This is a genomic window from Hungatella sp. (genome assembly GCF_046966825.1).
In genome coordinates this window covers 41051-64190 of record NZ_JBKVCZ010000019.1, presented here as the reverse complement: position 1 = coordinate 64190, position 23140 = coordinate 41051, and the positions used below count along the sequence as shown (strand labels likewise).

Sequence of the window (23140 nt, the reverse complement as noted above, 5' to 3'; positions counted from 1 at the left end):
TGTAAGGGGTTTTTGGACCTTTTTATTTCTGTGGGCTTAACGCCTCGTGATCTGCGGCGGTGGGACTGCTAAAAAGTTTAATTATGTAAAGGAGTTTTGGGAATGGAAGATAATCAAAATAAAAATGGCGGTCTGAACAAAAGTTTGAAATTGATTTTTGTTTATACGGTAGCGACAGGCTCTATTTTTACCTTTGTAAACTACTGGGATTCTGTTTTCTACGGTTATTGCGGCACCGGAACATTTCTTGCTTTTGCCCTGATGACGGTTGCAATCCTTCCGATTGCACTGGTGTACAGCGAACTCGCTTCTCTGTTTCATACTTCCGGCGGGGAGCTGATTTATAACACGGTCGGGATTAACAAACACGTGGGATTTTTGGCCTCCTGGCTGATTATGGCGGCCTGGATATCCGTTCCGCCGGCTGTTGTTATGGCGATCATGACATGGGTGAATAAGACGATGCATTTGAATCTGGGCACCTGGCCCATGGTAGGCTGTGCGGCGATTCTCTTGATTCTGTACTTCCTGATGAGTATTCAGAATGTCCAGTTTCTCGTTAAGGCCCAGGCCGGCATGCTGTTCTGTAATATTGCGGTTACCATACTGACCGGATTTATCCTGTTGTTTTCCGGTCACTGGCATCTTGCAAACTTTGGAAATATTTTCACCTCCACATTGGATTCTGTCCACGGAATTCCGGGCTGGATTATCGGTATGGCGCTTTTGATTACTCCGTATTTTGGTTTTGAGACGGTTCCCCAGATGGTAGAAGAGGGAGATTTTCCCATCAAAAGCTCTAAAAAAGCGATCTGCGGTTCGATTCTGACATGCGGCTGTATCTACGTATTCTACTATTTCTGTGTTGCGGGTCTGGACGGTTTAAAGGACGTATACGCGGGATTTGCGCAGGATGGTTTCCTGACGATTGCTACGATGCAGAAGGAACTCGGCTGGGTTTTCTGGCCTATAGTTGTGGGACTCATCTCCTGCCTCCTGGGCATGGGCGCTTCCCTGCTGGGCTTTTGGATGTCCACGGTCCGTATGCTGTACTCCATGGCGAACAAAAATTTTTTGCCTAAAATATTTGCAAAAGTGAACAAAAATAAGCAGCCTCTGCTGCCCAATATTTTCCTGCTGATCCTGTCTTTAATTTTTATAGTTTTACAGAACTCCTCTGATTTTATGAGTGCATTCTTCAATCTGATGAGTTTTGGCTGTGCCTGTGCGTATGCGCTGACGATGATTTCAGCGGTCTGCATTCACCACAAGCATCCGGATTGGAAGAGCTCCAATACGGTGAAGGGCGGCGATGCATTCCGGATCTTCGCCATGGTGATAGCGATAACGATTGCATTTTTCTGCACGTTGGGACAGGGCGTGGATTCCTGGATCTGCTTCTTCGTCTATCTTGGAATCGGCGGCATCATCTGGCTGTGGATGAACCTGGTAAACTGGAAGAAGCATCCGGTGGAAATTGAGACACCGGACGGTATCCGGAAGTTTTAAATGATTAGAGCAAACCATGCGGTCATTCCGCCTGGAATATAAAAAACAACAAAGGAGATATGTAAAATGGCTAAATTAGATGGAAAAGTTGCATTGATTACCGGCGCTGCTGCAGGTCTTGGAGAGGGAATCTCCACTGCTTACGCAAAATACGGCGCAAAATTAATTATGGTAGATTTATCCCCTTCGGTAGAGGAGACTGCTGAGAAGCTGCGCAGGGAATACAATGCGGAAATTATTACGGTTATTGCCAATGTAGCCGACCGTGAGCAGATGGACGCTGCGGCTAAAACGGGTGCTGACACCTTCGGAGAGATCAATGTTGCATGCTGTAACGCGGGCGTATGCCGTTTAGCACCTTTCGAGGAAATGGATGACAAGACTCGTGACTTCCACATTGATGTAAATATCAAGGGCGTATGGAACACCTGTAAAGCCGTAGTTCCATATATGTTAAAGCAGGGCGGCGGAAACATCGTGATCGCGTCTTCCGTAACCGGTGACATCGTTGCAGATGCGGGCGAGGCGGCCTATGCCATGACAAAGGCCGCGCTCGTTGGCCTGACCAAGTGTCTTGCCGTAGAGTACGCAGCCCGCAATATCCGCGTAAACTGCTCCCAGTTAGGCTATGCCCGCACACCGATGGTTGAAAAGATGGCTCTGGAATCCAATCCGGAGAATCCGGAGGCAGCAATCGCAGACATCGCAGTAGGTGTTCCGATGAAGCGTCTGGCCAAACCGATTGAAGTCGGCGAACTGTTTGCATTTTTGGGAAGTGATGAGTCCAGCTACTTAACCGGATCTCAGATCGTGATTGACGGCGGAAGCACTCTGCCGGAGACGATGTCTATCGGAGTTAATTAATGTAAGAACGGATCTTATGCAGATCAAGTCTGCCTGCCGGAGCGCTCCGGCAGGCTTTTTCTATATTTTAAAGTTCGTAATGATATTGGTTGCCGGCCATGGTATAATGAACCTGCGGAGAAAAATGAGTAAACGTAGAGACCGCATTTGATTACCTGATGCGTGAAACGGGTCAGATTCACAGTGCGCTGGTTCCGGATGGATATGCCGTCGAACTGGAGTATAATGCGGGCGGCGTTTTCTACCGGACGAATTCGGAGAAGTATGAGAATAAAAGTGAAATCCTGGAAGGCAAAAAATAGTGATCCGGCAAGAGCTAAAGCAAAAAAAATAGGCTTCATCAGGGACGCACGGTTCATCGATAGAACCGCGTCCATTGCCGTTAGAGGATCTGCCGGAAATGAGATTCGGGCCGACTAAGGGCAGGGAGAAGCCTTTAAAGCTGGATTAGAGTGTTGGGAAACGTCAGATGGGAGGGCGGTATGGAGAGAAAGATGTTCTGCTATTATTTATCAAATTTTATGATTCTGTGCAGTCTTGTGTTTATCTATTGGAACGTTTACAGTACGGTTGCAGTGTACCATTTTATATTAGGACTGTTCGATCTCCGCATGATTAATACCATAAATTATATCTTGAGAGATCTGGTTGGATTCCTCGCCCTGCTGTATATCACCTTTGATTACAGGGGAATTATCAGGAAAAATCATGCGTTGTATGAGAAGCTGTATGCCGTGTGTGCAGCTGTCATTATATGTAATTATCTTTTGATGACTGTTGCGTCCAGAGTACTCATGGCCGCCTTTGGGAGAATACCAGAAAAATTCTTTTTCCTGGGTATTGGAATTCTGTGTCTGACGGGTTACTTAATTGCGGGTATTTCTATCAGCAAGGCGCTGTTTGATAAGGAAATGAAAATTCTCTCATGGATTGTTACAGGAGTTTTGGTTGTCGTGCTTCTGTTTATGGGAGATCAATATTTTATATGGAGGCTGGTTATGGCTTTCAATAGTGCTGTGCTTTTAGGCGGGGCATTTTATATCAGGAAAAAGCCTTTGTAGATTCGGGGGGGCTTTTCCGACGCGGCCAGGCTTTTGAAATACCTCATCCAAATGTATGTTCCCGGAAATCATTGACACTTTTTGAAACCAGGGCTATACTTTTGGTACGACTGATGTTTTTCCGGAAGCCAGCTCACGCGGGTCTGCCGGGAAGTGATATTGTATACAATGCAGGAGAAGGAAAATGGATTTATTTGATTTTATGAGAGAAAATACCATGGATAAGGAATCTCCCCTGGCGTCCCGGCTCCGGCCGGTGACTCTTGACGAGGTGGTGGGGCAGCAGCACATTATCGGAAAAGACAAGCTGCTGTACCGGGCAATCAAGGCGGATAAGCTGGGATCCGTGATCTTTTACGGACCTCCGGGGACTGGAAAGACGACGCTGGCAAAGGTGATCGCCAATACCACCAGCGCTGATTTTAAACAGATCAATGCCACGGTCGCCGGTAAAAAGGATATGGAAGAGATCGTGAAGGAGGCCAAGGATTCCCTGGGGATGTTTGGGAAAAAGACGATCCTGTTCGTAGACGAGATCCATCGTTTCAATAAGGGGCAGCAGGACTATTTACTTCCGTTTGTGGAGGACGGGACGCTGACTCTGATCGGCGCGACTACCGAGAATCCGTACTTCGAGGTGAACGGAGCGCTTCTTTCCCGTTCCAGGGTGTTCGAACTGAAGCCGCTGGAGCGGGAGGACATCAGAGAACTGATCCGCAGGGCCGTCTACGACAAGGATAAGGGCATGGGGGTCTACAATGCGGTGATCGACGAGGAGGCCATGAACTTCCTGGCAGATGTGGCGAATGGAGACGCCAGGGCCGCATTGAACGCCGTGGAACTGGGCGTCATGACGACAGAGCGGGACCCGGCCGACGGAAAGATCCATATCGACATTGACGTGGCTCAGGAGTGTATTCAGAAGCGGGTGGTGCGTTACGACAAGGACGGGGACAATCATTACGACACGATATCCGCATTTATTAAGAGCATGCGGGGGTCCGATCCGGACGCGGCCGTCTACTATCTGGCCCGGATGCTGTATGCGGGAGAAGATATGAAATTCATAGCCAGGCGAATCATGATCTGCGCGGCGGAGGATGTGGGAAATGCGGACCCGCAGGCGCTGGTCGTAGCCGTGGCGGCTGCTCAGGCGGCGGAACGGATCGGCCTGCCGGAGGCTCAGATTATTCTTTCCCAGGCCGTCACCTATGTGGCCACTGCTCCCAAGAGCAATGCGGCCTGCAATGCGGTCTTTGACGCACTGGAGGCAGTGAAGTCGAGAAAGACCATGCCGGTTCCGGTACATTTACAGGATGCCCATTACAAGGGCGCGGCGAAGCTGGGACACGGCCAGGGATACTTATATGCCCATGATTTCCCGAATCACTATGTGAAACAGCAGTATCTTCCCGACGGCATGGAGGGGAGCGTGTTCTACCAGCCGACGGAGAACGGATACGAAAGAAAAATAAAGGAACACATGGAGTTTATCCGAAACGAGGCAGAGGAGTAGGGAGAAAGGCGGAATTGGTGAAATGAGCAGACAAGACAGAAAAAAACGCCGTATGATAATTCTGTCCCTGGACGCCGTGGGCGGAAGGGACCTGGCCTATATGGAGACGCTGCCTAATTTTGGCCCATTCTTTAAGCGGGCGGCCGGATGCGGTGAAGTGGTGAGCGTATATCCCAGCCTGACTTATCCGGCTCATGTGAGCATTGTGACCGGACGTTATCCGAAGAATCATGGAATCGTCAACAATTTACAGGTACAGCCGGAGCGGGAACCATCGGACTGGTTCTGGCAGCGGAAATACGTGCAGGGGACGACCTTGTATGATGAAGCGGTAAAGAACGGCTGCCGGGTTGCTTCCCTTCTGTGGCCGGTGATGGGGAAGGCCAGAGTGCATTACAACCTGCCGGAGGTGCTTCCGAACCGTCCGTGGCAGAATCAGCTGGGCGTGTGCATGATGAATGGGACGCCTCTTTATGAGCTGGAGCTTCAGATGAAGTTCGGATCTATGCGGGAAGGCATCAGGCAGCCGCAGCTGGATCATTTCGTTCATGCATCCATGCTTCACACCCTGGAGAAATACCGGCCTGATCTGATGCTGGTTCATTTGACCGATGTCGATACGAACCGCCATTTGTACGGACTGGACAGCCCGGAGGCCATGGCGGCCATCAGGCGCCATGACGAAAGGCTGGGGGAGCTTCTTGGACTGCTCCGTAAAATGGGGCTGGAGGACGAGACGGATGTGGTGATACTGGGAGACCACTGCCAGTTGGATGTGAAGGAAGCGATTTACCCGAATTACTATTTTGTAAAGGCTGGGCTGGCAGAGGTGAAAAACGGCAGAATCCGTGATTGGAAGGCGATCGCAAGAGACTGTGACGGATGCTGTTACATCTATGTGAAGGATAGAAACTGTCTCGGGCGGACGGAAAAACTCTTAAATCGCATGATGGAGCGTGAAAACAGCGGAATTGCCCGCATCTTTACCAGCGACGAAGCCGCTGCACTGGGGGCGGACCCGGAATGTGCGTTTGTGCTGGAGGCAGCGGATGGGTATTACTTCCAGAATGGCTGGGAAGAATACAGGAGAAAGGCCGGAGCCTCCGACCATCATACGGATTTCCATATCCAGGCGGCAACCCACGGGTATCTTCCCGACCGGGAGGGATACCGGACATTTTTTATGGCTGCAGGCCCGCATTTTACAGCGGGGGCCAGGGTGGAGAAAATGTCACTGGTTGATGAAGGGCCGACACTGGCCGAAATTCTGGGACTGGATCTGGGCCGGGTGGACGGGCGGACGATGAAGGAACTGATTCGCTGACCGCTTTGCGCCTTCCCGGCCGCGCAATTTATGAAGATAAAAAAATCTTCCCTTTTTGACAATCAGGGTATATAATGAAATTATCGTACGACCTGACGTCAGATTTTATTTACATCTGTTTACGATATTCTATCGTAGATAATTCCCATGAATATGAAAGAACTGTCATATGGAGTAGTTAAAATAAGGAGAAAGTTATGCGTGAAAAATTAGAGACATTATCATTGGCTAAATTAAAAGAGTTTGCCAAAGAACAGGAGATCAAGGGCTACGGTTCCATGAGAAAGGCGGAGCTGATTGATATTCTCTGTGAGAAGGCAGGCGAAAAGGAAGGAAAAAGTGCTCCGGCAGATGTTTCAACCGGGAATGAAGAACCTTCTGTTAGTGCCGGAGAAGCGGTGAAGCAGTCCGAGGAACCAGCGAGGAGAGCCGCAGAGCCGGCTAAGGAGGAGAAGGCTCCTGCTCAGACACAGGCGGCCTCCGTAAACAGAACGAATCCGAATGATAAAAAGAGAACAGTGGTCCGTTCCTACAGGCAGGAAGGACCGCAGAGAACCAGTAATTACAGGCAGTCCCAGGGAGATTCCATGGAACGAAGCGACCGCCAGGACAGGAATGACCGTCAGGACAGGCCGGAGCAGCGTCAGGACAGGAACGACCGCCAGGACAGGAATGACCGTCAGGACAGACAGGACCAGCGCCAGGAGATGAACCGGATCGAATCCGTAAGGGAAACGGCCGAGGAGGCGCGCCCGGAATTTCAGCCGAGTCCGGAGCTTCATGAACTGGACAGCGGCGTTGACGCGTACGGCATCTTAGAAGTGATGCCGGATGGCTTCGGCTTTATCCGCTGTGAGAACTACTTACCGGGTGAGAATGACGTCTATGTGGCTCCGTCCCAGATCCGCCGGTTCAATATGAAGACGGGTGATATCATACAGGGCAGCCGCAGGGTGAAGACCGCCGCGGAGAAGTTTGCAGCCCTTCTGTTTGTAAAATACATCAACGGTTATCCGGCAAGCGCGGCTGAGCACAGACCGAACTTTGAAAATATGACGCCTGTTTTCCCGGATAAGAGACTCCACATGGAGACTACGGGACGCAATACCACGGCAATGAGAGTTCTCGATCTGTTGTCGCCGATCGGTAAGGGACAGAGAGGTATGATCGTATCCCCGCCGAAGGCAGGTAAGACGACTCTGTTAAAGCAGGTGGCCAAGGCAGTAACCGTCAATCATCCGGATATGCATGTCATCATCCTGCTGATCGATGAACGTCCCGAGGAGGTTACGGACATTAAGGAGTCCATAACCGGCAACAATGTGGAAGTTCTGTATTCCACCTTCGATGAGCTTCCGGAGCGCCATAAGAGAGTCTCCGAGATGGTAATCGAGCGGGCAAAGCGTCTCGTGGAGCACGGACGCGACGTGATCATCCTGCTGGACAGCATTACGCGTCTGGCAAGGGCGTATAACCTGACGGTAGCCCCCAGCGGCCGTACATTATCCGGCGGTCTCGATCCGGCGGCCTTACACATGCCGAAACGATTCTTCGGTGCCGCAAGAAATATGAGAGAGGGCGGAAGCCTGACGATTCTTGCAACTGCCCTGGTAGACACGGGAAGCCGTATGGACGACGTTATATATGAGGAATTTAAGGGAACCGGCAACATGGAGCTGGTGCTTGACCGGAAGCTGTCTGAGAAGCGGATTTTCCCGGCCATCGATATCCTGAAATCCGGTACGCGAAGAGACGATCTGCTCCTTACGAGGGAAGAGTCCGAGGCCGTGGACCTCATTCGCAAGGCGACCAACACCTTAAAGCCTGAGGATGCGGTGGAGAAGATTCTGGATCTGTTCACCAGAACCCGTACAAATCGGGAGTTTGTGGAGATGTCGAAGAAGCTTTTCCGATATTAATGTTTTGTCGGTCTTTGTAAAAATTATGCTTGCATTAAAAAAAATTCTATGATATACTGTATAAGCTGTTTATTAGAGAAAATGGATTTTAATCAGATAAAACAGCAGATCGTTTGCTGTGACGTTCTGAGTCTACAGAACTCAGGATGCAGATTGAAATAAAATAATAGAAATCAAATCAGGTGAGGTGAAAATCATGAAAGAAGGAATCCATCCAAATTACTACCAGGCCAAAGTTGTTTGCAACTGCGGTAATGAATTTGTAACCGGTTCTACAAAGGAAGATATCCACGTAGAAGTTTGTTCTAAGTGCCATTCATTCTATACCGGCCAGCAGAAAGCTGCTGCAGCACGTGGACGTATTGATAAATTCAATCGTAAATATGGCGTTAAGGCCGCTGAATAAGTTAGAGCAAAGAAAAGGTTGAGTTTGGTGGAAACACTTTAGCTCAACCTTTTTTGGGATTTATAGAGAGGTGGAACATATGAAGTATTCAGGCATCGGCGGACAGGCCGTGATTGAAGGCGTTATGATGAAAAACGGGGATGAGTATGCCACCGCAGTCCGTAAGCCGGACGGAGAGATTGAAGTTAAAAAGGATACGTATATCAGCATGGGGGAGAAGGTAAAGTTTTTTTCCCTGCCGTTTGTGCGCGGAATATTCAGCTTTGTCGATTCCATGGTGCTGGGGATGAGGTCCCTCACGTTTTCAGCCAGTTTTTTTGAGGACGATGAGGATGCAGGAGAACCCGGAAAGTTTGAACAGTTTTTAGACCGCGTATTCGGTGAGAAGCTGGAGAAGGCCTTGATGGCAGTGGTTATGGTGTTCTCTGTGATCATGGCGGTTGCTATTTTCATGGTTCTGCCACTGTTTCTGGCGAATATATTCCATCGTTTTATCGCATCACAGACTGTGATGGCGGTGATCGAGGGAATCATCAGAATCGTAATTTTTATCGCTTATATCAAGATTATTTCCAATATGGAGGATATACGCAGGACATTTATGTACCACGGAGCGGAACATAAGTGCATTAACTGTCTGGAGCACGGTCTGGATCTGACTGTGGAGAATGTCAGAAAAAGCTCAAAGGAGCATAAGCGCTGCGGAACCAGTTTTCTGCTCATCGTTATGGTGATCAGTATCCTGTTTTTCATGGTGGTGCGGGTAGATACGATCTGGCTGCGTGTAGTCAGCAGAATCGTTCTGATTCCGGTTATCGCGGGGGTATCCTATGAATTTCTGCGACTGGCCGGCAGAAGCAATTCGAAGATCATGGACATTTTAAGCCGTCCTGGCATGTGGATGCAGGGACTTACCACGACAGAGCCGGATGACAGTATGATTGAGGTCGGCATCGCGTCCGTGGAGGCGGTTTTTGACTGGCGGGAGTTTTTAAATAAGAATTTTCCGGAGAAGCAGGGATGAAACTGACATTACAGGCATTATGGAACGAAGGAACGGAGAGACTGAAACTGTCCGGAGTCGGAGAGGCGGAGCTTGATGCAAAGTATCTGCTTTTCGAGGCATTTCATACAGATATGGTGCATTTCCTCATGCACAGAAACGATGAGGTGAAGGATGAGGATTCGGTTAAAAGAGCCGTAGCGGATTACCGCGCGATGATAGAAAAACGGTCGGAGCGGATTCCGCTTCAGCATATTACGGGCAGCCGTGAATTTATGGGCCTGGAATTTTCAGTCAATGAACATGTGCTGATTCCGCGCCAGGATACGGAGACTCTGGTGGAGCAGGTCTTAACGGATTATAAGGGAAAGAACCCTGTCGTCCTGGATCTTTGCACCGGAAGCGGATGTATCGGGGTAAGCCTGTCCATCCTCGGTGGATTTTCTGATGTGACGCTGTCTGATATCTCTTTGGAGGCGCTTCAGGTGGCGGAAAAGAACGCCCGGGAATTGATGCAGGCGAAATGGAATCCCGTCAGAGTTACAGCGGAGTACCGAAAGGAAAAGCCCTGGAGGCTGGAAGTTTCCGCTGGATTGGCGGAGGGAGCAGATGAGAAGGGCAGCGTGCAGAAGATTATGCTTGCAGAGAGCGATTTGTTCTCAGCTTTTTCCGGCAGGAGGTTTGATGTGATTGTGTCAAATCCGCCTTATATTCCTTCACGCGTGATCGAGGAGCTGGAACCGGAGGTCAGGGATCACGAGCCGCGGCTGGCACTTGACGGAATGGCAGATGGACTGTATTTCTACCGGAGGCTTGCTGCAGAATGCGGCAGTTACTTGAATCCGGGAGGAACCGTTTATTTTGAAATCGGATACGACCAGGGGCAGGCGGTGAGCGGACTTCTTCGGGAGGCCGGTTTCCGGGGTGTTTGTGTGTATCAGGATGCGCCGGGGCTTGACCGCGTGGTCAGGGGTACTATGGTTTTATAAAGTTTCAATGCAAAGTTACCTGTAATGTAAGATTTTGGAGGTTAATTACCCATGTTTGATAAATTAGACGATATATTGATTCATTATGAAGAGCTGATGCAGGAATTAGGAAATCCTTCCGTGACGGAGGATCAGAACCGTTTCCGCAGGCTGATGAAGGAGCAGGCAGATTTAGCGCCGCTGGTAGAGACTTATACGGAATATAAGAAGGCGAAGATGGCTGTGGAAGACAGCCTTACCATTCTGGACGAAGAAAATGACGAAGAGATGCGTGAGATGGCAAAGGAAGAATTATCCGATGCAAAGAAGCAGATCGAAGCGCTGGAGCAGGAACTTAAGATTCTTCTTCTTCCCAAGGATCCCAATGATGACAAGAACATCATTCTGGAAATCCGTGCCGGCGCGGGCGGAGATGAGGCCGCTCTGTTTGCGGCTGAGCTGTACCGTATGTATGTGAACTATTCTGAGAGCCAGCACTGGAAAGTGGAGCTGATCAGTGTCAATGAAAACGGAATCGGCGGTTTCAAGGAGGTCGTGGCTATGGTCACAGGAAAAGGAGCCTATTCCAAGTTGAAATACGAGAGCGGTGTTCACCGTGTTCAGCGTGTTCCGGAGACGGAGAGCGGCGGACGTATCCACACTTCCACAGCGACTGTGGCGGTTATGCCAGAGGCGGAGGATGTGGACGTGGTAATCGAGGATAAGGACTGCAGGATTGATGTCATGCGTGCTTCTGGTAACGGAGGCCAGTGTGTCAATACGACGGACTCCGCGGTTCGTCTGACCCATATTCCGACAGGTATTGTTATCTACAGCCAGACCGAGAAATCCCAGCTTCAGAACAAGGAAAAGGCATTCCGCCTGCTCCGTTCCAAGCTGTATGATATGGAACTGGAGAAAAGACAGAATTCTGAGGCGGAAGAGCGCCGGAGCCAGATTGGTACGGGAGACCGTTCCGAGAAGATCCGTACGTACAATTTCCCTCAGGGACGTGTGACCGATCATCGAATTAAGCTAACACTTTATAAGATTGATTCAATTATGAACGGAGATATTACGGAGCTGTTGGACAGTCTGATTGCGGCTGATCAGGCGGCGAAGCTGGCGAAGGTGAATGAGAACGTGTAAACGGATGGTTTGATATTTTGTTTTTTATGGTCTCGGGTTGAGAGTGGAAATAAATAGAGAATGGCGCCCTGTTTTTGAAAAACAGGGCGTTTTTAGTGGAATAAATACGTGCATCTGTTATTGAAAAGGATTCTCCGATGCGGAAAAAGATCAGACAGTAACCGATTAATTTCCTTTTCCATAGAAACATTCGTGTTCCTAATCATATAATGATAGAAAAGACATATCCATTCTTAAGAGGTTTATATGGCCAATGACTCCTTAGGTTCCATAATTACGCAGGGAAATTTTCTTAGAATCGACAATGCGTTTGTCGATGAGGTTTCTTCTGCCGGCAGAAATACCGGATTTATTATAATCTCCTACTCGGTTCCGTGGCAAAGCGGAGTAACCACTGTTCAGCAGCTGCGGTTGAATGTCAATAATAATACCGCAATCATGAATTCTTTCAGAATGCCAATCCGTCTCAGTGATATCCGCCGGGGAATGCGGGTGGATGTAACATTTTCACCGAGTATGACTCGAAGCATACCGCCTCAGTCTACTGCATTTACGATAGTCACGAGACAGCCTCCCAGACCTTCAGCCAATACTACAACGCAGAGAGTGATTTGGATTGACTGCAATAACAGTCAGCTTCTTGCCGGCATGCCAAACAATATCAGCAGAATAACGAGATATATTGTTACAAGCTCGACGGTTATCCTGAACAGAAATGGATTTCCCATCAGATTGTGTGATCTGCGCCCAGGCCAGCTGGTACAGATAACCCATGCGAATTTCCAGACGGCGAGTATACCGCCTCAGACGACGGCATTCCGTATTCAGGTGAGATAGAACGGCGATGAAGCAGGGAATTTATAAGAAGGATGCATAAGAAAAATATATTATAGGAATTCATAAAAAAAATTCATAAAAAGAATTCGTGAAAAGTTCATAGAAGTGATTCGTATAAGTGATTCATAAAAGGCTTGTAATCGTGGTTCCGCGCTGCTTTTACGAGCCTTTTTATGCTGCATGGTAAATTCGAATATTCAAAATAGCACATGGGCTGGATTCCCACAGCCGAAAGGCTGGAAAATAAGACAATTTTCCAATAAAGTTCCGTATTATAGTTCTCTACGGTCTGTAACATGTGGTATAATGCCATAAGAAGCAAATCAAAATGAAAACATACAGGGCGGAAAACGAAAGAGCATGGAATCGGTTTATGATTAAAAATAGCGGTTGTGGTTTAATCCGGATTGTGCTGTCAGCCTTCCTGTGATCGGTATAGGATCGGAATTATTTACAAAATGATTTCATATAAAATACGGTTCAGGCAGCGAGCAGCATGATAGTCTGACCATGAACGAAGCGAAAGGAATGTAAAGCCAAAATGAAACTAACAGCCTTAAAGTGTCCGTCCTGCGGCGGCCCCATCGAGTTGGATGAAAAGGACGAGAATGTGGGATACTGTCAGTACTGCCACACAAAATATTATCTGGAATCGGAACAGCCAAAGGTGTTTATCGAGTATAAGCAGGAGACCTCCCACAACAGCATGGCGATGAAGGAAGAGTCGGGGAGCAAAGCGGCAATTGCTGTCGGAGCCGTTATCGGTGTGATTGGCATCATGGCACTTATTCTGATCCCTCTTTCCGGAACATCAAAAAATGCGAATAAGTATCCCAGCAGGGAAGTGACGGTGGCCGCGTCTGTTTCGGAAGAGCAGTCATCGGATAAAAGCAGGGCGTCTGGCACGTATTCCGCGTCCTTCGAGGTGCTGATTAAGGAGGCCCTGGCAACGAGCGTTTCTTCGGTCACGGAAGAAGAACTGGGGCGTTTTAAATATTTGTCTATGAGGAAAGGCGAAGCCGGGTGGATGATTACATACAGCTTTGAAAATCCGATCGTGGCCGCCGAACAGGGGCAGGATGCGGATATCAATGTGGTGGTCTGTCAGGAGGCCCTGGATATTCAGGACATTGCCGCGCTGCCGCAGCTGGAGTATCTGAATCTGGATCACACGGAATTGCCGGAGGGCAGTCTGGAGACATTGAGCTCCTTAAAAATGATTACCTGCGATTACATACAGCTGGATATGCTGCGTCTTGCGCTGGGAGATGCGGCCAAAGGTCTGGAACGTTTGAACGCTTCCCATTTAAAGGGTCTGGAAGAACTGTCGTATTTTCCGGGACTGAAGTCACTGGAGATGGAAGACTGCCGGGAAATTTCGGACATATCTGCATTGGCCCAGGTGAAGGATCTGGAAAATTTAAAGTTATACGACATGGATGAGGTGAATGATTTTACGGTCCTGAATGTGCTTAAGAAGCTGAGGAGCCTGTCGATTGACGCGGAAAACCTGAAAGATATCAGCTTTATTAATCATATGCCGGAACTTGCGAGCCTTGGAATCACGGATTCTAAGATTCTTCTGCTCGATCCGCTCGTGGGGAAAGAGAGTCTGAAGGAGCTTGTGCTGGTAGACAACGGTGAGGTTCGTGACTATAATCCCGTGGGAACGCTTACAGGTCTGGAAACTTTGGTAATAAATAAATATACGAGTCAGGAGGATCCGGATCTTACGGCACTTACCGGCTTAAAGCATGGGGAATTTCATGGAATGATGGGGATTCGTTTTCTTGGAAGTCTGACGGGCCTGGAAGAACTGAAGGTTCAGGGCTGCAACGTGGATCAGCCGTCGGTGATTGCTTCCCTGCCTGCTTTAAAGAAGCTGACTTACCGGAAAAACTGGGGAAACAGCGATGATTTAAGCTTTCTTGCCGGCTGCCAGGGACTTACCTGCTTGGACATGAATCATTCGGAATTCTATGGGGATGTGTCCTATGCGTTTAACCTTCCAGCCCTGGAAACCCTGATTTTAGACAGCAGCAGTTTTGAGGTGAAGTTTGACCGTCTTCAGGATAATCCTGCATTAAAGGCCCTCTCCTTAAACCATGTGAAATTGTACAAAAATATTGAAATGTGGTCTGACGGCATGGTCCGTTCTATTAATTACGATGATGTGCTTCTCGATGAATATACCTCATTTTTAGGCCATTATCCCTCGCTGGAATATTTGAGCCTTCGGGGAAATCAGCTCACGGATCTTCAGTTTGCAGTCGGTCTTAAAAATCTGAGGGAACTGGATGTCACCGATAATTACGTGACTGATACACATGTACTGGATCAGTTGGAGTATTTGGGGAAGGACAGCACGGTAAAACGGCCCATGGCCGATGTGGACTGGATTGATACGGTGGAGGATTCTCATTGATTGTTTGGGCGTGGAGATGTTGATGGCTGAAGGGGATTGGTGGGAATGCTGCAGGTATGAGAAGGTTATTGAAATGTGATTAGCAGTAACTGGAGTATTGGTTGTGAGAATAAAATGCCGCCTTGGCGGATTGAGCAGATCGGAAACTGGAATGATGAACTGCTTGATCCGGCCGAAGGCGGCTTTTTTCTGTTGGTAAAAATATCTTTGTGAAATTGGAAAAACCCCTTGATTATTTGGTAATTATCGGTTATACTGTTTTTACAATTAAAAATTGTAAAATATACATATAATCTTGCAGCATAAGCCGTATCGTTTTTCCTTTTTTTCTATAATATTTTATTTATCTTGCAATATCCTTTTATTCCCGAATTAGTTTCGTATAGGTGTTTCATGCTGCGCTGTTTGAGCACGGATGAGTGCCTGTTTAGTTATTCAGTTTTTTCTTTTCTATTTTCTGTCTCCGGAATAAAATTCTGCCGGGTTTATCTCCGATTTAAGTGAAGGTTGTCTGCGCTTTTTTGAGTAAGTTAGCTTTATAAACGGTATTCAGGGAAGCAGATGCAAGTGATTAACAGGTGTCTGTATAAGTACTTGTTTTATGGACGAATCACACAGCTAAATTCTATTTTGTCCCCAATAAAAGGGAAGATGAAAAAATATAGGTACTGAGTGGGTATAGGTTCCCCCTTTGAATAACCTAAATACACTATGCAAGGAGTGAAAAATAAAAAATGAATAGAAAACGGTCAGGTGGCATGCTGGCTGCGCTGATAGTTTTGATGTCTATTCCTTCTGAGATGGCTTATGCCCGGCCGAAACCGGAGATAACGGTGATCTCTGAGATCATGTTTGGATCATCAGAAGAATACGCGCCGGAACTCATTTATGAAGAGGGGGAAAAGTTGTATCGGCTAAAGACCTGGGAACTGGAGCCAGTCAAAGTGAGTCCCAGGGAGAAGCATGTGGAACAGGAAGTTTTGTACGAAGGCATAGAAAATATGGAGTCGGTTCCTGAGACGAGAAGTATCACATCAAAAGAAGATTTTTCAGGACTGCAGGTAAGTGCAAAGTATCCGGTAATCAAAAGGAAGAAGGTGAACGAAGAATGGCGTGATGACTTTACGTTTCCGGTCGTGTTTCATTCATATGGAGCAGAGATATATCAGCTGGGAGGAGAGAATGTGCCAATTGATGGAGAACCGCTGCGGCTGGAACTGTATGAGGACGCCCTTCTGTCAGAAATTGGAGTGACGAAAGAACATTACAGGGTTACCAGTACTGTATGGAATGGAGCGCCATACTTAGATGAAGGTGATATTTTATGCAGGGATGCGACTGCTTTTGGAAAACGGAAAGTAATAGATTACCTGATTACTTATGGAGGAACGGTCACATATCCCGAGATTGAGGGCTATCGATGCAGAGCAGTATACAGCTTGAAGGAGTATGAGCAAATACCGGCAGAAGAGAAGAAAATTGTCTCTAACAGAGTGGTAGAAGCAGTGGAGTATGATCCGGACTCAGCCTGGATCATCAGGAGAGAGGCTATTGTACTTACTGTGTCATTAATATTGGTCCTGTTATTCATGCTGTTGGCGGCATGGCTGATTAAGCGGGCTGTGGAAAAGAGAGAGGAGAAGAGGGACGGATGTGGACTATAAGAAAAAGGTGGCAGGCGATTGCCGGAGATACTTGTAAGAGGCCGAGATGCAGATTGGAAGGATACAGAAGAAAGAAACAATGGTTTATACTGTGGCTGGGATTCGTTCTGACCATTACATATGCGGCTCCTTCCTGCGCAGAGAATGTGGAGGAAAATAGTAAAAACGCCGGCCGGTGGGTCTATCAAACGGTTCATGAGCCTGTGTTAAATACTGGGGATGAAGCGGAACGGGACGGGGCTTGGTACCGGTTGAATGCGTCCGGTATGGCGGATACTGGCTGGATCTATGTGGACGGATACTGGTATTTTCTTAATACAGGAGAAGGCGCTGGAAAGGGCCAAATGATGACAGGCTGGCAGTGGATTGACGGAAAATGCTATTACCTTGCAGAGATCAGCTCCGATTTATACCCGATGGGAGCCTTGTATTTGGAGGGTAAAACTCCAGATGGGTACTTCGTAGGAACAAGTGGAGCCTGGCTGAATGAACACGGGGAGGAATGGTATTTAGCGGGCAAAGGTCTGATGTCATCGGATACAATGGATGGGGATAAAAAGGCAGGAGCGGGGGCCGGAGGAAAAGGGAAGCGTGGAAGCGGAGGTAAGGGAGGAAGCAGTAAGGGAGGAAGCGGTAAGGGAGGTAGCGTTAAGGGGGAAAGCGGCGCCTCAACAGGCGGGGATAAAGAAGATAATAATGGAGACGAACGGCCGGAAACAGAAGATGGAAATAGTAACAAGTCCGAAGATCAGGGGGGCGAGGAAAACTCGAATAAGAATGATGATAAGTCTGGAGAAGACGAGTCAGGTGCAGAAAATAAATTTGAGGACCCTGCAACCCCGTCTGAAGCAAAAATGGTTTCCTGGGAAGTGCGTTTTGTTGAGGAGGCAGATCCAAACAGAAAAATAATGCGTACGCAGGCAGGCAAGAGTGAAGATGGAATGGAGCTGACTGTAGATTTTCCGGAACTTATGAAAGGAAGTGATGGCTGGCTATATCAGGCCCTGGAAGAAAGCCCCAAACGGATAACGGTGTCAGGGACAGGTCTTCAAAAATATACAGTATTGTTCCGAAGAACCGATCAAATGGCTGAAGAACCCGAGCAGGAGGAGGGGGAACAGCGACTGGAGAAATGGATTGAGACTGCCAAAGAGGCTGATTTTGAAATCACAGGAAGCAGAATGGAAGATTGGCCGGTAATTACAGAGAATCAGGAAGAAAGCCGGGAACGGCTCAGGAATCTGATTTCCATGGTCCATGACCGGGAACGCCATGAGATTTATCTGGTCGCACGAAACCATAGTCCTTCCACGGTGGTAATTGGTCAGGAATTTGCTGACATAACAAATGTCTCCGGGCTCCTTATGGATGAATTTAAGAGCGCTGAAAACCGCTACTGTATTGTACGGATCGGTTTTCAAAGAGTCTGGAGACAGGAATCCTGCATTCATGAGATGAGTATGCAGGAGTATGTTTTGGCAGACTGTGTATCCGGTGGGCATGAGAGATTACTGTGCAGGTTGTGCGGCTATGAGGAGACGGTGCTCTTTCCGGCGTCGGGGCATATCGATAAAGATGAAGATGGATTCTGTGATGTCTGTTATCAGGAAATCAATGATGAGACTGCTCCCAAAGAGGCAGTTTACCGGGAAGGCGATATACAGATAAGACGTATTGGTGGTAAGCAATATCGATTTCGATGTATTGATGAAGATTACAGCGATATGATGGATAACCGTGGAAATGCAGCTCTTTTTCTATGTGAAACGGTGATACGGTCTGACATTGAAAGTGACGGGACGTCCATACAGAAATGGGAATTTGGCCTGGATAACAACTATAAAACCTCCAATATCCGTAAATGGCTTCAAAAAAATATGGAAAGTCCAACAAAAGACATATCATTCATTTACACTGGTGTGAATACAGCTTATCAGGGAAAGACCGGTTCGGGAGAATACGAGCAGTTTGCATTTGACGACTTGGAAAAACTTGAAAAACCATTTCAGATAATGGAAGACCAGATGTTTATCTTATCAATGGAAGAAGCGGTGAAATACAGAGATTTTCTATGGAAATTTAATGGAAGCAGCCAGAATAATCCACAGTCTCAATATTCTGCGTATTCCAAAGGGTATTACTTGAGAACTCCGCAATATGAAGGGGAAGACGTTTTTCAGTATGGAAAAGGTATCTACGTGGTGGATCTGGGGAACGGCAGCCTGCATCCGGTTGATGTCTCTGACACGAGTATGGGAATTCGACCAGCCTTTGTCATCGCACAGCATAAGGAGTAAGCTTCACGAGGAGGAGAATATTCATTTGTCCGTTTCAGCAGATTACATGGGGCAGATCAGTGAATGAAGAAAATACACAGAATAGGGAGGAAAAAGACAATGAGAAAGAGTAACCACAACATAGGGCAGGGAGACTGTAAGCGGTGGAAAAAGCTGTTGGCCTATAGCCTGTGCGGCATAATAGCATTCTCTGCGTTTCATTCGCATCCGATATTGGCAAAAGATCTGGAAGGTAGCAGAAATGCATCCACGAGTTTGAATGCTCTGGAACCGACCTGGGCTGAATTGGAAAATAGCGAGAAGCAGACTGCTACGGAATCCAACGCATCACGAGGGGACGAAAAGACAAAGGCCTCACTGTCTAATGCCTTGAGAGCAGCAAATTCACTGGGAAATATCTGGGATTCATGGAGCGGTAAGACAAGTTTCGAATTCCTGAATGGAACGCAGGGGGATGGTTCTGAGAAAAAGCCATTTTTGATTAAGAATCGGGAACAACTCATGGGACTTTCAGAATTGACTGCGATGGGAATGGCGGTTCCTGATGCAGAGGGTGCGGACTACGTGGGTGATTATGCTGGCAGTTACTTTGCACTTGGCGGTAATATCGACATGCAGGGCGTGGACTGGATTCCCATTGGTTTTTACAGAGATTCTTCAGAAATGCCGGGAGAGGTGGAATACGCTTTCCATGGGGATTTTGATGGAAAGGGATATACGATTAGAAATCTGAGGTTAAATAAGTACGGAAATTATGATCATATTGGTCTGTTCGGAGCAATACGTGATTCCAAAGTTCACGATGTAAAAATCATTCCAGATAAAGAAGTAAAAGGAAATGACAGAATCGGAACGGTAGTAGGTTATGCTGTTGACTCAGAAATTCGAAATGTGACCGTAAAAAACGCAGCACTGAACACTTCCGGGATCGCAGGCGGGATTGCAGGTGAGATAAGCGGAACCGTTATTGAGAATACCATATGTGATAACGTTATAATAGATGCGCAGGCCGGAAATGAAGTGATCTACATTGGTGGAGTCGCAGGCAGCGCTTCGGATTCCGTTATCGCAGACTGTGATGTTGCCACTGGTACGGGGAACACGGCGCGGATCCAGGGAACCGGTTATACTGGGGGAATAGTCGGATTTCAGAATTCCACAGATATTTATAACGTCCATGTAAATGGAACCATTGGAGGCTACCATTCCACTGCAATTGGCGGAATAACCGGAAACTATGTATCCGGAAAATTAAAGGTGGCACGATTTGAAGGCAGTATCGGGAATTCACAGCTGGGGTCAATGGCAAGAGAAGGCACTTTTATCGGAACGAGACAGGGGGCGGCCACAAACTTTAATTACATTGACGATGTGGCGTACCTGTTTGCCAATTCCGAGAGCAAGATCAGTGCCAATGTATGTGGATCCGAAATAGCAGATGATAATGATTATACTTATGCGGCTCATATCGGATACTGGCATAGCAGTGATCTGTATTATACGCTGGTGCAGGGCGGAACCAGTAAAAATATGACTGACCAAATATTTCTATGAAGAGTTGGAAGACGGTATCTTAACGGTTATGGACGAAAACGAAGACAGCCGTTATACGATTGATCATTTCGCGCCTAATTCTGTAGGCCGTCCGGTTCGGGGATACTTAATTATCGTAAATCAGATCGACACGACAGCGAATGGCCGGAATTTTTATGATGTTGCACTGCTGGAAGCAAAGGGAGCATCACAGTATTCCAAGGTGCTTAATAAGAATAACCGGGGAGCTGTAGCGGCTGGATCCATTGTCTATGTAAATACATCTCCCAATGATACGGAAACAGAAAAATTTCAAATGTCCGGAACTCCATATTATATAAACGCAAACGGAATAAGTAAGAATACAGCGTATTCCGCAGACAGTCACTGTTATACCTTCAAGATGCCGGAAGAAGATATCGTGATTGATGGAACTTATAAGAAAGTAGCGGTAGCTGTTCATGTAGATCCGGATATCTATAATTTTACCGTGACACAGACCAGAACTGGCAATCGTAAGAATCCGGTAAAGACCACAGAAATCAGAAATAAGGCAGGAAAGCTGATAGCCCGGTATATCAACGGGAATCTGGAGCCGGGAACAGAGGTGCAGCCGGTTACCATACAGGCAGTTATTGATACAAATAATGATGTGAGTGATAACCGGGTAAGATGGAGCATTGATGATGCGGATTTAATCGGACTGGCAAAAAATGAGGATGAAAACTCAGATGGATATACAGCAAAATCAGCCAGTATAACGTTGAATTCAAATGCAAAATTTTTCAGGGAAATTATCAGCGAGTTGGAGCTTAAACAACAGGAGGAAAATTACCGATATAAAATACCCAATACAATCTTTGGCGCCGGCCATCAAAACGGTGGTGTTGCAATTCTGACTGCAGAAACAAGGCCATCGGCATCCTTCGAAGGGAAACCATGTACCGCTAACTGCCGGATCAATGTAACATTCCAGATTCTTGATCATACACTGGTTGCCACAGAAGAGGCGGTGCTGGATAAACAGACCCTGGAGTATACGGTCACCAGGCTGCTTACAGGGAATCGGCTGGAACCGGAAGAGAGTATTCTGGTTACACCACCGCAATCGCTAACCGCAGAATTTAAACCGGATTATTTTTCAAGGGACGAGGTATCATGGATAACCAGTGACCCGGCCGTAATCAGGGTAGACGAAGAAGAAATATCTTATAAAGAAGCTTCCATATCCGCCTATAAAGACGCAAAATGGATCCGGGATATTATTGCGGCAGATGATGGGAAGAGGGAGAATGACAGATATGCGCTGCTTTCTGGAAATGGTGAGCGGAGTGTGTGGGTTACTGTTGAAGGAAAGGATAAGCTTGGCAACCGTGCAGCAGCAGATTGTATGATTACCGTTCGTTTTGTGACAGAAGACAGGACCAGGGTCAATCCTGAAGCAATTAAATTAAGTCAGCCAGCCATGGAATACCATTTAACCTATGACAAAGCCGGAAACATTTATTCAGAAACTACGGGAAAGAGTGGGTTTGATAAACGCACTTTGAATGCCATTGTCTATCCTGATATTGAGGATAGTGAGAGTCACAGGCCATACGACCGCGGCGTAACCTGGAGTTCTTCAGATCCGGCGGCTCTGACGGTGGATACAAATGGAAACCTCACAGTAAATGACGGAGCACCATGGATTCTTGAAGCACTGTCGAGGCCTCCGTACCAGGCGGAGAAAACAGTGGATATCACAGCAATGACCCGTGATGGTATGCAGGCAGACAGGTGCAGGGTAACACTTAAGTTCCAGGCAAACTGCATTGAGGCGGAACCGGAAAAAGAAGTATTTACGCTAACCCTTACTTTGAACGGGCGGCGTTCGGCGCCGATATTAACCTATAGCGGGCAGGAGCCTAAACCGTTGAAGGCAACTATTTATTCCAATAATACGGATTTAAATCGCATCGTTTGGTCCACTGAGGATCCGGCATTGGTGACTGTATTACAGGATGGAACTGTGGCTCCGGTATTATTGGATGAAAATAATGAATTGAAGGCGCCCTGGATCAGGGAACTGTTAAAATCTGGGGCCTCCAGTGGTACAAAACGTGTCCGGGTAAATGCGGCATCGCTCAATGGAAAAATGAAGGATTCTGTATGGATTGAATTAAATTTCAAGGTGATCGACCATACCTACTCGTCCGGAGGTTCCGGAGGCAGCAGTGCCGGGAGCACGGGAACAACTACCGGTGTAACTCCTTCCGGTAAGACTACTGGACAGACTACAGCAAATGGTGCAGTAACCGGAACCTGGACGCAGACAGCAAATGGTAAATGGATATTTGCGTCAGACAGGACCTATGCGAATGAATGGGCCTACATCAGCAATCCCTATGCAGCCGGGAATCAGCCAGGGGCGTCCTGGTTCCGCTTTAATGAGGAAGGCTTTATGATCACAGGCTGGTTTATGGATCAGTATGGCAGCAGCTATTACCTGAATCCGGTAACGGACGGGACACAGGGGCAAATGCTTACTGGCTGGCAGCAGATTGATGGGATCTGGTATTATTTTAATCCATCTTCGACTGGGGGAGTGGGTAAGCTTTTGACCAATACCGTAATTGACGGAATCTACAGTGTTAATGAGAAGGGGCAGTGGGTTTCATAAATC

General features: G+C 47.5%; 17 protein-coding genes. All 17 read left to right on the top strand.

Annotated elements, in window-relative coordinates; genetic code table 11:
* The first annotated feature begins 102 nt into the window (after positions 1–102).
* Positions 103–1509, top strand: coding sequence for an APC family permease (locus ACLTD4_RS08580; RefSeq protein WP_117621053.1), 1407 nt, complete (start codon positions 103–105; stop codon positions 1507–1509).
* A 66-nt stretch (positions 1510–1575) separates the two neighbouring features.
* Entirely contained in the window at positions 1576–2373 is a 798-nt protein-coding gene (ucpA, locus tag ACLTD4_RS08575; protein ID WP_117621052.1) for an SDR family oxidoreductase UcpA, read from the top strand.
* 158 nt (positions 2374–2531) lie between these two features.
* Positions 2532–2675 carry a hypothetical protein gene (locus tag ACLTD4_RS08570; protein ID WP_155521535.1) on the top strand — a complete coding sequence of 48 codons (144 nt, stop codon included), beginning with the start codon at positions 2532–2534 and terminating at the stop codon, positions 2673–2675.
* 180 nt (positions 2676–2855) lie between these two features.
* Complete coding sequence (locus ACLTD4_RS08565) at positions 2856–3434, top strand: hypothetical protein (RefSeq protein WP_117621051.1); 579 nt, start codon at positions 2856–2858, stop codon at positions 3432–3434.
* 184 nt (positions 3435–3618) lie between these two features.
* Positions 3619–4950 carry a replication-associated recombination protein A gene (locus ACLTD4_RS08560; RefSeq protein ID WP_002601707.1) on the top strand — a complete coding sequence of 444 codons (1332 nt, stop codon included), beginning with the start codon at positions 3619–3621 and terminating at the stop codon, positions 4948–4950.
* Positions 4951–4972: 22 nt separating this feature from the next.
* Positions 4973–6274 carry an ectonucleotide pyrophosphatase/phosphodiesterase gene (locus ACLTD4_RS08555; RefSeq protein WP_117621050.1) on the top strand — a complete coding sequence of 434 codons (1302 nt, stop codon included), beginning with the start codon at positions 4973–4975 and terminating at the stop codon, positions 6272–6274.
* Between the two features lie 197 nt (positions 6275–6471).
* Positions 6472–8193, top strand: coding sequence for a transcription termination factor Rho (gene rho, locus ACLTD4_RS08550; RefSeq protein WP_412331235.1), 1722 nt, complete (start codon positions 6472–6474; stop codon positions 8191–8193).
* Between the two features lie 196 nt (positions 8194–8389).
* Complete coding sequence (gene rpmE, locus ACLTD4_RS08545) at positions 8390–8599, top strand: 50S ribosomal protein L31 (RefSeq protein ID WP_002601704.1); 210 nt, start codon at positions 8390–8392, stop codon at positions 8597–8599.
* Between the two features lie 79 nt (positions 8600–8678).
* Positions 8679–9623 (top strand): DUF1385 domain-containing protein, encoded by a 945-nt coding sequence (locus tag ACLTD4_RS08540; protein WP_055654739.1) that lies wholly within the window; start codon positions 8679–8681, stop codon positions 9621–9623.
* A complete protein-coding gene (locus ACLTD4_RS08535; RefSeq protein WP_117621048.1) occupies positions 9620–10591 on the top strand; it encodes a N5-glutamine methyltransferase family protein in 972 nt (323 codons plus the stop codon). The genes ACLTD4_RS08540 and ACLTD4_RS08535 overlap by 4 nt, the downstream gene beginning before the upstream one ends.
* A 51-nt stretch (positions 10592–10642) precedes the next feature.
* Entirely contained in the window at positions 10643–11719 is a 1077-nt protein-coding gene (prfA, locus tag ACLTD4_RS08530; protein ID WP_055654743.1) for a peptide chain release factor 1, read from the top strand.
* Positions 11720–11965: 246 nt separating this feature from the next.
* Positions 11966–12556, top strand: coding sequence for a hypothetical protein (locus ACLTD4_RS08525; protein WP_117621047.1), 591 nt, complete (start codon positions 11966–11968; stop codon positions 12554–12556).
* Positions 12557–13097: 541 nt separating this feature from the next.
* Complete coding sequence (locus ACLTD4_RS08520) at positions 13098–14981, top strand: leucine-rich repeat domain-containing protein (RefSeq protein WP_117621046.1); 1884 nt, start codon at positions 13098–13100, stop codon at positions 14979–14981.
* 734 nt (positions 14982–15715) lie between these two features.
* On the top strand, positions 15716–16645 hold the full coding sequence (locus ACLTD4_RS08515; protein WP_117621045.1) for a hypothetical protein: 930 nt from the start codon (positions 15716–15718) through the stop codon (positions 16643–16645).
* Positions 16633–18942, top strand: coding sequence for a DUF6273 domain-containing protein (locus ACLTD4_RS08510; protein ID WP_117621044.1), 2310 nt, complete (start codon positions 16633–16635; stop codon positions 18940–18942). Before ACLTD4_RS08515 ends, ACLTD4_RS08510 begins: the two co-directional genes overlap by 13 nt.
* Positions 18943–19041: 99 nt before the next feature.
* Positions 19042–20496, top strand: a complete 1455-nt coding sequence (locus tag ACLTD4_RS08505; protein ID WP_412331234.1) for a hypothetical protein — start codon at positions 19042–19044, stop codon at positions 20494–20496.
* 28 nt (positions 20497–20524) lie between these two features.
* Entirely contained in the window at positions 20525–23137 is a 2613-nt protein-coding gene (locus tag ACLTD4_RS08500) for a hypothetical protein (protein WP_412331233.1), read from the top strand.
* The last annotated feature ends 3 nt before the right edge of the window (positions 23138–23140 follow it).

Coding starts and splice junctions, on each gene's coding strand:
- ACLTD4_RS08580 (WP_117621053.1), top strand. CDS start 103: ATGGAAGATAATCAAAATAAAAATGGCGGTCTGAACAAAAGTTTGAAA.
- ucpA (WP_117621052.1), top strand. CDS start 1,576: ATGGCTAAATTAGATGGAAAAGTTGCATTGATTACCGGCGCTGCTGCA.
- ACLTD4_RS08535 (WP_117621048.1), top strand. CDS start 9,620: ATGAAACTGACATTACAGGCATTATGGAACGAAGGAACGGAGAGACTG.
- ACLTD4_RS08565 (WP_117621051.1), top strand. CDS start 2,856: ATGGAGAGAAAGATGTTCTGCTATTATTTATCAAATTTTATGATTCTG.
- ACLTD4_RS08525 (WP_117621047.1), top strand. CDS start 11,966: ATGGCCAATGACTCCTTAGGTTCCATAATTACGCAGGGAAATTTTCTT.
- ACLTD4_RS08515 (WP_117621045.1), top strand. CDS start 15,716: ATGAATAGAAAACGGTCAGGTGGCATGCTGGCTGCGCTGATAGTTTTG.
- ACLTD4_RS08540 (WP_055654739.1), top strand. CDS start 8,679: ATGAAGTATTCAGGCATCGGCGGACAGGCCGTGATTGAAGGCGTTATG.
- ACLTD4_RS08510 (WP_117621044.1), top strand. CDS start 16,633: ATGTGGACTATAAGAAAAAGGTGGCAGGCGATTGCCGGAGATACTTGT.
- ACLTD4_RS08555 (WP_117621050.1), top strand. CDS start 4,973: ATGAGCAGACAAGACAGAAAAAAACGCCGTATGATAATTCTGTCCCTG.
- rho (WP_412331235.1), top strand. CDS start 6,472: ATGCGTGAAAAATTAGAGACATTATCATTGGCTAAATTAAAAGAGTTT.
- ACLTD4_RS08520 (WP_117621046.1), top strand. CDS start 13,098: ATGAAACTAACAGCCTTAAAGTGTCCGTCCTGCGGCGGCCCCATCGAG.
- ACLTD4_RS08500 (WP_412331233.1), top strand. CDS start 20,525: ATGGACGAAAACGAAGACAGCCGTTATACGATTGATCATTTCGCGCCT.
- ACLTD4_RS08560 (WP_002601707.1), top strand. CDS start 3,619: ATGGATTTATTTGATTTTATGAGAGAAAATACCATGGATAAGGAATCT.
- ACLTD4_RS08505 (WP_412331234.1), top strand. CDS start 19,042: ATGAGAAAGAGTAACCACAACATAGGGCAGGGAGACTGTAAGCGGTGG.
- ACLTD4_RS08570 (WP_155521535.1), top strand. CDS start 2,532: ATGCGTGAAACGGGTCAGATTCACAGTGCGCTGGTTCCGGATGGATAT.
- rpmE (WP_002601704.1), top strand. CDS start 8,390: ATGAAAGAAGGAATCCATCCAAATTACTACCAGGCCAAAGTTGTTTGC.
- prfA (WP_055654743.1), top strand. CDS start 10,643: ATGTTTGATAAATTAGACGATATATTGATTCATTATGAAGAGCTGATG.